Here is a 13,426-nt window from a genome sequence, read left to right on the forward strand (position 1 = left end):
CGCCTGAACCCGGCGTTTAAATCCTGAAGCTGCCCACCAACTGCTTCAAACGCCCGGCCTGCTGGGCCAGTTGGTCGCAATGGCGCAGGGTCTCGTTGAGGTTCTCCACCCCCTGCTGGTTCAGGGCGTTGATCTGGGTGATGTCCAGGTTGAGGCTCTCGACCACGGCGGTCTGTTCTTCGGTCGCTGTCGCCACCGACTGGTTCATGCCATCGATCTCGCCAATGCGCTGGGTTACGCTGGCCAGGCGTTCGCCGGCCTGGTTGGCCACCTGCACGGTCTGCTCGCTGGAGACCTGGCTGGTGTTCATGGTATGCACCGCTTCGCGCGAGCCGACCTGCAGGCTGGTGATCATGCGGTGGATTTCTTCCGCCGACTCCTGTGTACGGTGCGCCAGGTTACGCACTTCGTCGGCCACCACGGCAAAGCCACGGCCGGCTTCACCCGCACGGGCCGCTTCAATGGCCGCGTTCAGTGCCAGCAGGTTGGTCTGCTGAGAAATGCCCTTGATCACGTCGAGGATCTTGCCGATTTCGTCGGTGCTGGCGTTGAGGGTTTCGATCTGCGCGCACGACTCGCTGATCCGTTGTGACAGGGCAGTCATGGCGCTGATGGCTTCTTCAACCACTTCACGGCCACCGTGCGCCTGCTCGCTGGCACCGCTGGCATGTTGCGAAGCATCTGCGGCGTTGCGGGCGATTTCCTGGGTGGCGGCGCCCAGTTCGTTGATGGCCGCAGCGACGCTGTTGGTGCGCATGCTCTGTTCTTCAGAGCCGCTGATCGACGCATTGGACGCGCTGACCACTTTCTCCGAAAGGTCATGTACCAGGCGGGTGGCCGAGGACACTTCGCTGATCGAGGCATGGATGCGCTCGACAAAGCGGTTGAACGAGGTAGCCAGTTCGCCGAACTCGTCCTTGTTCTGCACGGCCAGGCGGCGGGTAAGGTCACCTTCACCCTCGGCGATGTCGCGCATGGCGCGGCCCATGGTGGTCAGCGGGCTCATCAGCACAGGAATCAACAGGCCGAGCAGGCCGGCAATCGCGGCCACGGCGATCAGCATGGCGATGATCGCCGAGGTGCGGAACTGGCTGAGCGCGGCATAGGCCTTGTCCCTGTCGATCGACAGCCCGATGTACCACTGCGCCGAAGGCAGGCCGGCCACCGGGGCGAACGAGATGATGCGGTCCTGGCCGTCGAGCGTGACATCCTGCATGCCGGCGGCGACCCGCAGGTTGCTGCCTGGGTAGATGTCCTTGAGGTTCTTCATCACCTGGTCTTTGTTGGGGCTGACGATCACCTGGCCATTGGCGTCGGCCAGGAAGGCGTGACCGATGCCGCCGAAGTCGACCGAGTTGATGATCTCGACGAGGGTATCGAGGGTCACGTCACCGCCGACAACACCGATCAGTTCGCCATTGCGCTTGCTCTTCACCGGGGTGGCGATGGTCACCATCAGGCCACCGACTGCACCTTGGTACGGGGCGGTCAGCACGGTCTGCCCGGCGCTGGCGGCGGCGCCGTACCAAGGGCGCTGGCGCGGGTCGTAACCGGCGGGCATCTGGGTATCCGGGCGCTGGGTGAATACGCCGTTGGCCTGGCCCAGGTAGGTGAACAGGAAATTACGCGTGTAGGACGGCTGCTCGATCAGCCCTGCCAGAGTATCGCCGGCACCTTGCTGGCCGATGTCCTGGGCCAGGTTTTCCAGCACCAGGATGCGCCCGCTCATCCAGTTCTGGACGCTGCTGGCGGTCAGTGCCCCGGCCTGCTGCACCGAGGCTTCAATGTTCTGGCGGATGGTGTTGCGTTGCAGGTAGTCGTTGTAGAGCGTGAACAGGGCAAATGCCAAAACCACGACGCCGCAGGCGCTGAGCAGGATCTTGTGGCGAAATTTCAGGTTCATGTTTCGAGACCTTGAGCCAATGAGGGGAGGTCGCAGCGCGCTCATGACGCGATGCGAGGCCTGTCGCCCGAGATATCGGCTCAAGGGGTAAAAGATTGAAGTGCTTAGAGAAAATTCTTACAGACGTTGCGACGGACGGCAGTCACTGGTCAGCCAACTGCTCGATCAGCAGGCGGGCGGCCTGCTGCAGCGGCTGTTGTTTGCGCCACAGGATATGCACGGGCAGTTGCAACTCGTTGCGTGTATTGCGGAACTCCAGGCGTATCAGACGCCCGCTGGCCAGCAGCGGCGCGACCCGCGACAACGGCAGATCGCCCCAGCCCAGGCCCGCTTCCACCATCTGCAAAGCCAGGTCGAAGCTGTCGCTGGACCAGTGCGTGGCACCGATCAGCGGGCGAGGGTCAGCCAGCGGCAGGTCGCGGCTGCGCACCAGAATCTGACGCACCTGCGTCAGGTCTTCAAGGTAGTGGATACGCCCCTCACGCAATGCCGGGTGGGCCGGCGACAGGGTGGCTACCAGCGACTCCATGCCGACGTGCTGGAAGCCGCGTCGGGCATCGACCTGCAAACCGGCAAAGGCTACACAGAGGTCGGCACGGCCGCTGTCCAGCAAGTGCAAGGCTTCTTCCTGCGGAGCGCTGAGCAGGGCAATGTCCAGCAACGGGTAGCGCTCACCGAGGTTGGCGATGGCCGCCAGCAGGGGGCGGTGATCGATGTCGGGTACCACGGCCAGGGTCAGGCTGCTCTCCAGCCCTTGGGACAGCTCCAGGGCATGAACCTGCAGCAGCCCCAGTTGTTCGGCAATCAGCCTGGCGTGTGGCTTCAGGGCCAAGGCCTGTGCGGTTGGGCGAACTTCACGCGGGCCGCGTTCAAACAGGCTGTAGCCAAGGTCTGCCTCAAGGTTGCCAATGGCCATGCTCACCGCTGAAGGCACCCGCTTGAGGGCGCGCGCCGCGGAAGAAAACGAGCCGTGGTCGAGCACGGCCAGAAACAGCTGGATGTTGTCGCTGGAAAAGTTCATGGCAGCCTCCTGTCAGTTAATCTGATAGCTGCTGACTTTTGCTGTCAAGTGTATTGAAGCATGATCGCCCCCGTCGCTTTTTGTCTTTGGAGGTAACCCTCGGTGCAGGGATTGAAACGCAAGCTGGTCTACGTGACTTTCTATGAACTGATCGGGCTGTGCATGTCGACCCTTGGGCTGGCCTACCTGTCAGATACGCAGGCCTCCCATACCGGGCCGCTGGCGGTGATGATCACCACCATCGCCATGCTCTGGAACCTGGTCTATAACACCCTGTTCGAGTACTGGGAGAGCCGCCAGGCCAAGCGGGGGCGCAGCGTGGCGCGGCGGGTGGTGCATGCCATCGGCTTCCAGTTGACCCTGGTGGTGTACTTGATTCCGCTGATTGCCTGGTGGCTGGACATGACATTGCTGGAGGCGCTGCTGGTGGATATGGCGTTCATCATCCTGGTGCCGTGCTACACCTTTGCCTACAACTGGGCGTTTGATCGGGTGTTTGGTTTGCCACGCTCTGCCCTGGCTGCAGCTTGATATAGCCTTGCGCGGCGAACAAGCCAGCACAGGCCGCCACTAAGGTGACAGGCGAATGATCAAAGGCGCCTGCTGCTGCTCAACCTGCTGTTCCATCGGCCGCGGCGCACTGGCCAGCAAGCTGTCCTCAACCTGCCCCGACAGGTAATAGACCCCCGCCATGGCGCCGCTCTGGCGGTTCTCCATCAACTCCTGCCATTCCTGGTTCAACGCCACGTTGAGAATCACCCGCAGCTGTTCGACCATCTGCGGGTGTTCACGGTCATGTGTCATCATCCCGTAACCGGCCGTAGCAATCGAAATCATCGCCCCCGCCACCTTGCCCACTGCCGATGCCACGGCACTGGCGATACCGCGTGGCGCCAGGGTGGCGCCGAGCTTTTCGCTGGCCTGGGTGGCCACCGAGTTAAGTCCGACATCGGTTCTGCCAGGGCCTTTGCTGGCCTGCTGATGCAAGTGCTGGCGCATGGCTTGCCAGGCCGGTTGCTGGGCCAGTGACTTGGCCCGCAGCAGCTGATAGAGGCTGGCATTGCGCGCATCCGGTGGCCCCAGGGCGATGGCGGGGATACGGTTGAGGCGCTGGCTGAACTGCTCGGGCGGCGCGTTGTAACGGCTGATGATGGCCGGCAGTTGCTGGCCGAGCAGTTGCAGATACAGTTCACAGGCGCGGTCGCGGATGCCCTCGGGGTTGATCTGCTCGGCTACCGGCTCGATCACCCGCGCGTGATATTGCTCCTGCAGGTACAGGGCCAGGCGTTTTTCTGCCGGTTCCCGACCCTCGCCGCTGTCGAGCTTGTACCAGGCCACCTTGAGGGTGAGCCATTGCTGGGTCCAGTAACCCGTGAACCAGGGGATGAAGTCGCGCTCGGTGCGTTGTTGCACCTGATCCTTCCACACCCGCATCGAGCGACGGGCATAGTCATTGGCCGAACCGGCGGCGCCGGCCGAGGCGTCGATCAGTTCCTGATCGATGCGTTGCCACGCCGCAGGGCTGAGTATTGTAGGCGGGGGCGGGGCAGGGGGACGCTTGCTGGCACAACCGCCGAGGGCCAGTAGAAGGCATAGCAACAGGAAGATTCGAGAACTCACGCGACCGCCTCCCTGGTAGAGGCTGGGCTGGTTCTCGCAGTATAGGGTGGGGTTATCGGGGCTGCTGTGCAGCCCATCGCCCGCTCAGCGCAGCTGCAAATGGTGCGAGAACGCGGCCTGAGCAGGAGCGATCGCGTAGTCTGGTCGGATTAGTCCAGGTCCAGCTTTTCTTCCAGGCGGTCAAGGTGCCTGTGCATCAACCCCAAGGCCGCTTCGGCATCACCTTGCTCCACGGCATCGATGATCGCCGCATGCTCTTCCCACGCGCAATGATCGCAGCACGGCGATTCGTAGCGAGCGATGATCAGTGAGGTCATCGGTACCAGCCCATTGAGAAATCGCGCCAGCGGCGCATTGGCCGCTACCTGCGCCAGTTTCAGGTGGAACTCGCCGCCCAGGCGGATCGCCGCGCAGCGTTCACCACTCTCATGGTGCTGGCGCTCGCGCTCCACCAGTTGCCGTAGCTGGCGTACCTGCGCCGGCCGGGCGCGTTGCGCGGCCAGTGTGATCAGCGTGGTTTCGGCCAGGCGCCGGGCACTGAGCACCTGGCGTGCCTGGTCTGGGTCAGGCGCGGCCAGATGGGCGGTGTGGCTGGGGCGCTGCACCACCACCTGCTGGTCGGACAGGCGCCCGAGCACGCGGCGGATCACCGTGCGGCTGACACCAAATGCATGGCCCAGCGCCTGCTCAGGCAACAGGCTGCCCGGGGGCAGGCGCTGTTCGAGAATGGCGTCGAACAGCCGCGGGTAAATCTGCTCGGCCGACAGACGGGTTTCGCCGGCCGCGAGCAGGGCAGGCAAGTGGGGGGCGGCGTTCATGGTCACTCTCCTGAGGTCATGGATGTGGATGTTCGTCCGGGATATTCAGCGCGATGCCCATGCGCAGCCCTTCGGCCACGATATGCTGACGCATCTGGGCACTGGCCTGGGCGCTGCTGCGTTCGCGAATGGCACGTACCACCGCTTCGTTCTCCTTCAGCCGCGCGGCCAGGTGCTCTGGCGAGTTGCGCAGCATGTCGGCGCTTTGCTTCAGGGCATTGCCGGTTTGCTGCACCACGCTCTGGAAAATCGGGTTGGTGGTCAGGGCGAACAGCGCTTCATGGAAGGCAATGTAGGCTTTGACCCCGGCTTCGCTGTCATCGGCCTCCAGCGCTTCGCGCATGTCCATCAGGGTCAGGCGCAGTTGGCCGATGTCCTGGCTGTTGGCCGATTGCGCCACCAGGCCGACGATGAACGGTTCGAGTGTGTAGCGCAGTTCCAGTACGTCGGCCAGGCTGGCCGCAGCACTGACTTCCCCACCCGACGCCTGGGCATCGGCGTCCAGCACCAACACACCCTTGCCGGGCAACGAGCGCACCAGGCCCAGTGTTTCCAGCACGGTTACCGCTTCGCGCAGGCTGGGGCGGCTGATGCCCAGTTGTTCGGCCAGTTCGCGCTGGCCTGGCAGCATGTCGCCGGTGCGCCATTGGCCGCGGGCCAGGGCCTGGCGGAGTTTTTCCACCACTGAGTTGACGACGGTTGATGAGCTGATCACGTTTCGCTCCTGGAAGGGCCGGCGTCAATGCCGGCCACGTTCGCTCAGAATTCCTGTTGATGGGCGTTGGGTTGCTTGCGTGGCGCGGGGGCAAAGCCAGGCTTGCCGTCGAGCACGTTCTGCGCGCGCTCCAGGTCAATGTCCTTCTCCCAGCGGGCAATGGCCACGGTGGCTACGCAGTTGCCGATCAGGTTGGTCAACGCCCGGCCGATACCCATGAACCAGTCCACCGCCAGCACCAGTACCAGGCCTACCACAGGGATCGCCGGTACCGCAGTCAGGGTGGCGGCAAGAATCACCAGTGCCGAGCCTGGGATGCCGTGAGCCCCCTTGGAAGTCACCAGCGACACCAGCAGGATGGTCAGCAGGTCGGTCATTTCCAGTGGCGTGCCGGTGGCGTTGGCGATGAACACGATGGCCAGGGTCAGGTAAATGGAGAAACCATCGAGGTTGAACGAGTAGCCGGTAGGGATCACCAGGCCAACCGTTGAACTGCCAATACCCAGGTGCTCAAGCTTGCGCATGATCTGTGGCAGCACGGCGTCGGAAGAGGCGGTGCCCAGGACGATGGTCAGCTCTTCACGCAGGTACTTGATCAACGGCAGCAGTTTAAGGCCCGACAAGCGCATGACGGTGCCCAGCACGATCAGTACGAAGCCGGCACAGGTCAGGTAGAACAGCGCCACCAGCCCGCCCAGGTGCTGCAGCGACTCCAGGCCATACTTGCTGGTGGTGAAGGCGATGGCGCCGAACACGCCGATCGGCGCCAGGCGCACGATCATGCCCATGATGCGGAAGATCACATGGCTCAGTTCATTGATCAGTCGCGAGATGCCGGCGGCCGAGTCACCCACCAGGTTCAGCGCGCTGCCGAACAGCACCGAGAACAGCAGCACCTGAAGAATGTTGTTGTCGGCGAATGCACCGATCACCGAGGTGGGGATCAGGTCCATGAAGAACGCCGTGGCGCCATGGATGTGCTGGCCGCGCTCGGCCAGGCCGTTGGCATCGGCGGCGGACAGTTGATCCAGGTGAATATTGGCACCGCTGCCAATGCCACTGCTGAAGGCGAACACCAGGCCAATCACCAGCGCGAGGGTAGTCAGCACTTCGAAGTAGATCACCGACTTCAGGCCGATGCGCCCGACCTTTTTCAGGTCGCCCGCACCCGAAATGCCGCTGACCACCACGCAGAACACGATCAGGCCGATGAGCATCTTGATCAGCTTGATGAAGCCGTCGCCGAGGGGTTTGAGTTGCAGGGAGAGGTCGGGGAAGCTCAGACCGCAGGCGATGCCGAGGGCAAGGCCAAGTACGACTTGCAGGAAAATCGAACGCGAGCACCATTTGAGCATGGGAGGAGTCTCTGATCGGTGTCCTTGCTTCGGTAGCCGCACGGGGCGAAAGAGCGCAGGACTTAATTATTGTGGTCTTACCGGTTTGTTCAGCGCGAGGCCATAAAAGCGCGAAAAATCCTCGATTGCAAGGTTTTTTGGCCTTACCGGTCTGACCAGTTGTGGGGCAATCCGGCCTGCCATGCTCTAGATCGGTGCGTGCCGTGAAAGTAGGCGCGTGAAATAGCTCAGGGCTTGGCCAGTGCCTGGTCCACTGCTGCAATCAGCTTGCCAAGATCTTTAGGCGGGGCGTTGTGGATGACGCCGAACAGGTAGGCGCGCTGCTCCTCTTCGTCGTCCGGTTCTGCGAAGAAGTCCTTGGGCTTGACGCCCAGCACCTGGGCAAACGCCAAGATTGCATCGATGCTGGGGGTGTAGGTGCTGGTTTCGAAACGGCTGATGGTCTTGGGGTCGAAGCCGGTCCGTTCGGCCAGTTGTGCCTGGGTCAGGCCCGCCAGCTTGCGGTAGCGGCGCAGGGCGATACCCAAAGCTGATCTCGTCATCGCTTAATTCCCATTTAGAATCAAGAACTTAACGATATCTATCCATGTGGCGCAACGCCATGATCGATCACCTTTGTTTTATTTATGTGATGAATTTCGTAGAATTCATGGTCTGACCGGTTAGTCATCGTCCTCTTCCTTGTGCCGTTCGGCCTCGTGCCTCAACGGCAGGAAGCGCTTTTGCCTATTGGAACTGATCGCCATGAATCGGTTCCGGTGGCCGTCGATGAACTGGATACCGGCTTGTCATTGAATGGAGTCTCATCGTGCGCCTCAACTTGCCGGTAACCCCGGTCGAGCAACGTTTCCCCCCTCATCAGCGGCTGATTTCTGCTACCGATACCGCCAGCCTGATCACCTACTGCAACCCTGAGTTTGCCGCCATCAGTGGCTACAGCGAGGCCGAACTGATCGGCAGCCCGCACAACCTGGTGCGCCACCCGGACATGCCGCCAGCGGTGTACGAGTTGATGTGGCGCTACCTGAAAGCCGGCAAGAGCTGGATGGGTATCGTCAAGAATCGCTGCCGTAACGGCGACTACTACTGGGTCAATGCTTACGTCACGCCCATCCTCGAAGGTGGTCGGGTCGTGGGTTACGAGTCGGTGCGCGTATGCCCCACGCGGGAGCAAGTCGCCCGTGCCGAAGCGCTATATGCGCGGCTGCGAAACGGTCAGGTGGCATTGTCGGCGCCGCGCCGGCTGAGCTTGCTGATGCAGGCCTTGGCCTTGCCACTGGCCGGCGGGCTGCTGGCGGTAGGCGCAAACCAGTTGTGGCCCGGTCTGGTGGGGCAGGGGCTGACCCTGGGTCTGTTCGTGGCCTGCGGCCTGTGGGCGCGCAACGCCCTCGGGCGGCAGCTACAGCAGATTGTGCAGGGCGCCGAAGGTGCCTTCGCCGACCCGGTTGCAGCCTTGACCTACAGCGACCTGACGGGTGCTGCCGGGCAGTTGCAACTGATGCTGATCAGCGAAGAGGCACGTCTGAAAACCGCCTTGACGCGGCTAAGCGACCTGGCCGGACAAATGGCCGTGGCTGCTCGCGATGCCGGGCAGTTGTCGCGCAGCACCGAGGCGGCATTGCTGGAGCAGCGCGCCGAAACCGACCTGAGCGCCACCGCAATGAACCAGATGGCCGCCTCCATTGGCGAAGTGGCCAACCACGTGCAGTTGACCGCCGCCGAGGCACACACGGCCCACCTGCTGGCCGAACAAGGTAGCCAGGTAGCCGATGCAAGCGGTGCGGCCATTCGTAACTTGGCCAGCACTGTGACGCAGATCAACCAGGCGGTCAGTCACCTGGCTGGTCAGACTGGCGCCATCGCCGAGGCAGCCGGGATGATCCGTGGCATTGCCGAGCAGACCAACCTGCTGGCCCTCAACGCCGCCATCGAGGCAGCCCGTGCGGGCGAGCAGGGCCGCGGCTTTGCCGTGGTCGCCGACGAGGTGCGGGCACTGGCCGACAAGACTCGCCAGTCCACCCTGCACATCCAGGCCATCATCGATGCCTTGCGCAGTGGCGCCGAGGAAGCCGTGGCGATCGCCAGCCACGGCATCGACGGTGCCGAGCAAGGCGTTATCCAGGTGCAGGAGGCCCGGCAAGCGCTGCATGGCATTCGTGACGCGGTACAGCGCATCAGCGATATGAGCCAGCAGATGGCCGCCGCCTCGCAGCAGCAGTCGGCGGTGGCAGAAGACGTTTCGCGGCAGATCAACGGCGTTGCCGGCATTGCCCAGCACAGCGCCCACAGCGCCAACGCCGCCGCCTCGCGCGGCACCGAACTGGAACATGTATGCGCCGGATTGCGCGCCCTGGTGGAGCGCTTCAACCGCTAAGGCAGGATGCTTTATGGATGATAACTATCGCGCGGCCGTGGACGCGGCCGCGATCTTTTCGGAAACCGACCTGCGTGGGAACATCACCTACGTCAATCAGCAGTTCTGCAGCATCTCGGGCTACAGCCGTGAGGAGCTGCTGGGGGCCAACCACCGTATCCTCAATTCCGGCCTGCATGAGCCGACGTTCTTTGTCGGCATGTGGCGGGCTTTGGCTGCCGGGCGGGTGTGGAAGGGCGAAATCTGCAACCGGTCCAAGGACGGTTCGTTGTATTGGGTCGACAGCACCATGGTGCCACTGGTCGATCCGCTTACAGGCCAGGTGCGCAAGTATGTATCCATCCGCTTTGACGTTACAGAGAAGCGGCAGCTACTGCATACCTTGCAGTGGCGGGTGGGCCACGATGTGCTCACCGGCCTGCCCAACCGCGCCTATCTGTCCGACCTGCTGAACCAGGCCTTGGCCTGTTCGCGCCGTGAAGGCATCTCGCTGGCGGTGTGCATGCTCGACCTGGATGGTTTCAAGGCGGTCAACGACGGCTACGGGCATGCCGTGGGTGACCTGCTGCTGGTGGAAGTGGCGCAGCGTTTGAAGAGTATCCTGCGCGGTGGTGATGCCGTTGCCCGGCTGTCGGGCGACGAGTTCGTGCTGATCCTGCGCGACGTCGACGATGAGTGCCAGCTGCATGCAGCCCTGCAGCGGGTATTGCGGGCATTGGCGGCGCCTTGTGTGGTGCGTGGGCATACGCTGTCGCTCAGCGCCAGTATCGGCGTGACCCTGTACCCGCAGGATGACGAAGATGCCGACACCCTGGTGCGCCACGCCGACCAGGCCATGTATGTGGCCAAGCAGCGCGGGCGCAACCGTTACCATCTGTTCGATGTGACACAGGAGCAGGAACTCAAGGCCACCCACCAGACCGTGGCGCGCGTGCGCCGGGCGCTACGCAACGGCGAGTTGTGTCTTTACTACCAACCCAAGGTCAACCTGCGCAGTGGCAAGGTACTGGGCTTCGAGGGGTTGTTGCGCTGGCAACGGCCGGGCCGTGGCGTGGTGCCGCCAGGCGATTTCCTGCCGTGGGTAGAGCAGACCGACCTGATCGTCGAAATCGGCGAGTGGGTGATAGGGCAGGCATTGAGCCAGTTGCAGGTCTGGCAGTTGCAAGGGCAGCCCTGGTCACTGAGCGTGAATATCGCCGCGCGGCACTTGCAGCGCAGTGACTTTGCCGAGCGCCTGCAGCAACTGCTGGCAGCGTACCCGGCGGTGGACCCGGCGCTGCTGGACCTGGAAATCGTCGAGTCAGTGGCCATCGACAACCTGCAGCACGTCAGCCGCTGCCTGGACGCCTGCCGTGCGCTGGGTGTGCGTTTCTCGCTGGACGATTTCGGCACCGGCTATTCGTCGTTGAGTTACCTGAAACGCTTGCCGACCCAGACGATCAAGATCGACCAGTCGTTCGTACGGGACATCCTTCATGACCAGGACGATCTGGCGCTGACGGAGGCGGTGATCGGCCTGGCCCGGGCGTTTGGCCGCGAGGTGATTGCCGAAGGGCTGGAGAGTGTCGAGCATGGCCGGGTACTGATGGACCTGGGCTGCGAGCTGGCGCAGGGTTACTGCATTGCCCGGCCGATGCCGGCCAGTGAAGTGCAAGCCTGGGCACAGGCCTACCGGCAGCCGGTGCAGTGGCGTGACCCTTGAAGGCCATCAGCGGGCCGTGGTCCTGACCCGCACCATCAATCACGGGAAAAAAAAACGGCACCTGCAAGAGGTGCCGTTTTCGCATCACGCGGTATTACTTGTGCAGCTCTTCTGCCGCATACAGCGTGTTCTCCAGCAGGCACGCCCGGGTCATCGGCCCGACGCCGCCCGGCACTGGTGTGATCCAGCCGGCGCGTGCCAGGGCAGTCTCGTAGACCACGTCGCCAACCAGCTTGCCGTCTTCCTGGCGGTTGATGCCCACGTCGATGACGATGGCGCCTTCCTTGACCCACTCACCCTTGACCAGGCCCGGCTTGCCGGCCGCCACGACCACCAGGTCGGCACGCCCGACATGGCCGGCCAGATCCTTGGTGAAGCGGTGGCAGACGGTCACGGTACAGCCGGCCAGCAGCAGTTCCATGGCCATCGGGCGGCCAACGATGTTGGACGCGCCGACGATCACCGCGTTCATGCCGTACAGGTCCTGGCCGGTGCTTTCCAGCAGGGTCATGATGCCTTTTGGCGTGCATGGGCGCAGCAGCGGAATACGCTGGGCCAGCCGGCCGATGTTGTACGGATGGAAACCGTCCACATCCTTGTCCGGGCGAATGCGCTCGAGCAGCAGCGAGGCGTCCAGGTGCGCCGGCAGCGGCAGTTGCAGCAGGATGCCGTCGACGGCCGGATCGTCATTGAGACGGTCGATCAGCTCGGTCAGGGCTTGTTGCGTGGTCTCGCTGGGCAGGTCGAAAGCCTGCGAAATGAAGCCGACCTCTTCGCAGTCCTTGCGCTTGTGCGAGACATAGACTTGGGAGGCGGGGTCGGTGCCGACCAGGATCACCGCCAGGCCCGGCGTGCGCAGGCCTTGCTGGCGACGCTCCACGACACGTTGAGCGATCTGCTGGCGCAGGCTGGCGGCGATAGCCTTGCCATCGATTAGGTGTGCAGTCATAGACGCGTGATTAACCATCGAGAAGGAACAATAAAGAACGCGCATTCTCGCACGACATGGGCCAAGGGCAAAGGCGGGTGGTCGGGCAAATCCCCTAACCCCTTAAATAATTTAAATTTTTTCGAAAAAGGTGTTGACGACTTTCGGGGTCGACTATAAGATTCGCCGCACTTGTCGGGCACAGCCTAGCACTGGTTGGCTAAGTCGGGCAGAATGAGTGGTTTAACAGTTCCTTGTTAGCGTCTCGTTCGGTTAGGCTTCAAGCTTAAGCGCCCGTAGCTCAGCTGGATAGAGCATCCGCCTTCTAAGCGGATGGTCGCAGGTTCGAGTCCTGCCGGGTGCGCCATTAGGCAGCTTTGGCAAGCAAGTAGGCTGTAATGCAATATGGTGGGCGTAGCTCAGTTGGTAGAGCGCTGGATTGTGATTCCAGTTGTCGTGGGTTCGATTCCCATCGTCCACCCCATATTCTTCAAGGGCGCCTCGATAGCATCTGGCGCCTTTGTTTTAAGCGTTACGCGGACGTGGTGAAATTGGTAGACACACTGGATTTAGGTTCCAGCGGCGCAAGCTGTAAGAGTTCGAGTCTCTTCGTCCGCACCATGCTTCTGTAAGGTTGTACCGCAAGACCGCAATATGGTGGGCGTAGCTCAGTTGGTAGAGCGCTGGATTGTGATTCCAGTTGTCGTGGGTTCGATTCCCATCGTCCACCCCATATTCCTGAAAGGCGCCTTGATCGTGAGATCGGGCGCCTTTTTGTTTTGGGGTTGTGATGTGCATGCCGTCAGTGTTCTGGTGTCTTTGTTTGAGGTTGAGCGTCGCCCGCGTGGCTCCTGATGTTCCTCCTCGATATCGTGCCGGGTAAACAAGGTGGTCGCGCTTACTCTGTTGGCGGTCAAGCTTTTATGAGGTGTTCTGCGGCCGATTGTGTCTGGGCGGCAAGGTGCCTGTCTTGGTTTTTGCGGTGATGCG

At 62.5% G+C, this 13,426-nt stretch carries 11 protein-coding genes, 4 tRNA genes and 2 pseudogenes; 8 read left to right on the top strand and 9 right to left on the bottom strand.

Features of this window, described 5'->3' with window-relative positions; all coding sequences use genetic code 11:
* Nucleotides 1-16 precede the first annotated feature (16 nt).
* From ACF8EA_RS00605 to ACF8EA_RS00615, 3 genes and pseudogenes are all read right to left on the bottom strand, one after another.
* Complete coding sequence (locus ACF8EA_RS00605) at nucleotides 17-757, bottom strand: methyl-accepting chemotaxis protein (RefSeq protein ID WP_370290711.1); 741 nt, start codon at nucleotides 755-757, stop codon at nucleotides 17-19.
* A 114-nt stretch (nucleotides 758-871) separates the two neighbouring features.
* Nucleotides 872-1,948 (bottom strand): annotated as a pseudogene (gene mcpA / locus ACF8EA_RS00610) (methyl-accepting chemotaxis protein McpA); the annotation flags it as partial.
* A gap of 97 nt (nucleotides 1,949-2,045) precedes the next feature.
* Nucleotides 2,046-2,924 (bottom strand): LysR family transcriptional regulator, encoded by an 879-nt coding sequence (locus tag ACF8EA_RS00615; protein WP_103444057.1) that lies wholly within the window; start codon nucleotides 2,922-2,924, stop codon nucleotides 2,046-2,048.
* Nucleotides 2,925-3,026: 102 nt separating this feature from the next.
* On the opposite strand from ACF8EA_RS00615, the gene ACF8EA_RS00620 reads away from it, so the two are divergent.
* Nucleotides 3,027-3,455: a PACE efflux transporter gene (locus ACF8EA_RS00620; RefSeq protein WP_021785516.1), complete on the top strand. Its 429-nt coding sequence runs from the start codon at nucleotides 3,027-3,029 to the stop codon at nucleotides 3,453-3,455.
* A gap of 39 nt (nucleotides 3,456-3,494) precedes the next feature.
* Here the strand turns inward: ACF8EA_RS00620 and ACF8EA_RS00625 are convergent, their stop codons facing one another.
* From ACF8EA_RS00625 to ACF8EA_RS00645, 5 genes are all read right to left on the bottom strand, one after another.
* Nucleotides 3,495-4,544 (bottom strand): hypothetical protein, encoded by a 1,050-nt coding sequence (locus ACF8EA_RS00625; RefSeq protein ID WP_392520942.1) that lies wholly within the window; start codon nucleotides 4,542-4,544, stop codon nucleotides 3,495-3,497.
* Nucleotides 4,545-4,693: 149 nt separating this feature from the next.
* On the bottom strand, nucleotides 4,694-5,362 hold the full coding sequence (locus tag ACF8EA_RS00630) for a GntR family transcriptional regulator (RefSeq protein ID WP_103444059.1): 669 nt from the start codon (nucleotides 5,360-5,362) through the stop codon (nucleotides 4,694-4,696).
* Nucleotides 5,363-5,378: 16 nt separating this feature from the next.
* A complete protein-coding gene (locus ACF8EA_RS00635; protein ID WP_021785513.1) occupies nucleotides 5,379-6,077 on the bottom strand; it encodes a FadR/GntR family transcriptional regulator in 699 nt (232 codons plus the stop codon).
* A gap of 44 nt (nucleotides 6,078-6,121) precedes the next feature.
* Complete coding sequence (locus ACF8EA_RS00640) at nucleotides 6,122-7,432, bottom strand: C4-dicarboxylate transporter DctA (protein ID WP_021785512.1); 1,311 nt, start codon at nucleotides 7,430-7,432, stop codon at nucleotides 6,122-6,124.
* A gap of 227 nt (nucleotides 7,433-7,659) precedes the next feature.
* The gene (locus ACF8EA_RS00645; RefSeq protein ID WP_028697376.1) at nucleotides 7,660-7,974 is read right to left on the bottom strand and encodes a helix-turn-helix domain-containing protein; all 315 of its coding nucleotides are present in this window, start codon (nucleotides 7,972-7,974) and stop codon (nucleotides 7,660-7,662) included.
* Between the two features lie 266 nt (nucleotides 7,975-8,240).
* Here ACF8EA_RS00645 and ACF8EA_RS00650 point away from each other — a divergent pair.
* From ACF8EA_RS00650 to ACF8EA_RS00660, 3 genes and pseudogenes are all read left to right on the top strand, one after another.
* Nucleotides 8,241-8,522, top strand: a pseudogene (locus ACF8EA_RS00650) (PAS domain-containing protein); the annotation flags it as partial.
* 174 nt (nucleotides 8,523-8,696) lie between these two features.
* Nucleotides 8,697-9,806: a methyl-accepting chemotaxis protein gene (locus ACF8EA_RS00655; protein WP_392520945.1), complete on the top strand. Its 1,110-nt coding sequence runs from the start codon at nucleotides 8,697-8,699 to the stop codon at nucleotides 9,804-9,806.
* A 13-nt stretch (nucleotides 9,807-9,819) separates the two neighbouring features.
* A complete protein-coding gene (locus ACF8EA_RS00660) occupies nucleotides 9,820-11,508 on the top strand; it encodes a putative bifunctional diguanylate cyclase/phosphodiesterase (protein ID WP_392520943.1) in 1,689 nt (562 codons plus the stop codon).
* 94 nt (nucleotides 11,509-11,602) lie between these two features.
* On the opposite strand, the gene folD is transcribed toward ACF8EA_RS00660, so the two are convergent.
* On the bottom strand, nucleotides 11,603-12,457 hold the full coding sequence (gene folD / locus ACF8EA_RS00665) for a bifunctional methylenetetrahydrofolate dehydrogenase/methenyltetrahydrofolate cyclohydrolase FolD (RefSeq protein ID WP_021785508.1): 855 nt from the start codon (nucleotides 12,455-12,457) through the stop codon (nucleotides 11,603-11,605).
* 269 nt (nucleotides 12,458-12,726) lie between these two features.
* On the opposite strand from folD, the gene ACF8EA_RS00670 reads away from it, so the two are divergent.
* The 4 genes from ACF8EA_RS00670 (at nucleotide 12,727) to ACF8EA_RS00685 (ending at nucleotide 13,169) form a co-directional block, all read left to right on the top strand.
* A tRNA-Arg gene (locus ACF8EA_RS00670) sits at nucleotides 12,727-12,803 on the top strand.
* 41 nt (nucleotides 12,804-12,844) lie between these two features.
* Nucleotides 12,845-12,920, top strand: a tRNA-His gene (locus ACF8EA_RS00675).
* Between the two features lie 52 nt (nucleotides 12,921-12,972).
* Nucleotides 12,973-13,057, top strand: a tRNA-Leu gene (locus ACF8EA_RS00680).
* Between the two features lie 36 nt (nucleotides 13,058-13,093).
* Nucleotides 13,094-13,169 (top strand) — tRNA-His (locus ACF8EA_RS00685).
* Nucleotides 13,170-13,426: the final 257 nt, after the last annotated feature.

Source organism: Pseudomonas sp. YQ_5, assembly GCF_043103305.1.
Lineage (GTDB): Bacteria > Pseudomonadota > Gammaproteobacteria > Pseudomonadales > Pseudomonadaceae > Aquipseudomonas > Aquipseudomonas putida_Y.

Bases quoted from the DNA above. Each gene is read 5' to 3' on its own strand.
- ACF8EA_RS00630 (WP_103444059.1), bottom strand. From the start codon at position 5,362: ATGAACGCCGCCCCCCACTTGCCTGCCCTGCTCGCGGCCGGCGAAACC.
- ACF8EA_RS00615 (WP_103444057.1), bottom strand. From the start codon at position 2,924: ATGAACTTTTCCAGCGACAACATCCAGCTGTTTCTGGCCGTGCTCGAC.
- ACF8EA_RS00605 (WP_370290711.1), bottom strand. From the start codon at position 757: ATGCGCACCAACAGCGTCGCTGCGGCCATCAACGAACTGGGCGCCGCC.
- ACF8EA_RS00660 (WP_392520943.1), top strand. From the start codon at position 9,820: ATGGATGATAACTATCGCGCGGCCGTGGACGCGGCCGCGATCTTTTCG.
- ACF8EA_RS00645 (WP_028697376.1), bottom strand. From the start codon at position 7,974: ATGACGAGATCAGCTTTGGGTATCGCCCTGCGCCGCTACCGCAAGCTG.
- ACF8EA_RS00640 (WP_021785512.1), bottom strand. From the start codon at position 7,432: ATGCTCAAATGGTGCTCGCGTTCGATTTTCCTGCAAGTCGTACTTGGC.
- folD (WP_021785508.1), bottom strand. From the start codon at position 12,457: ATGACTGCACACCTAATCGATGGCAAGGCTATCGCCGCCAGCCTGCGC.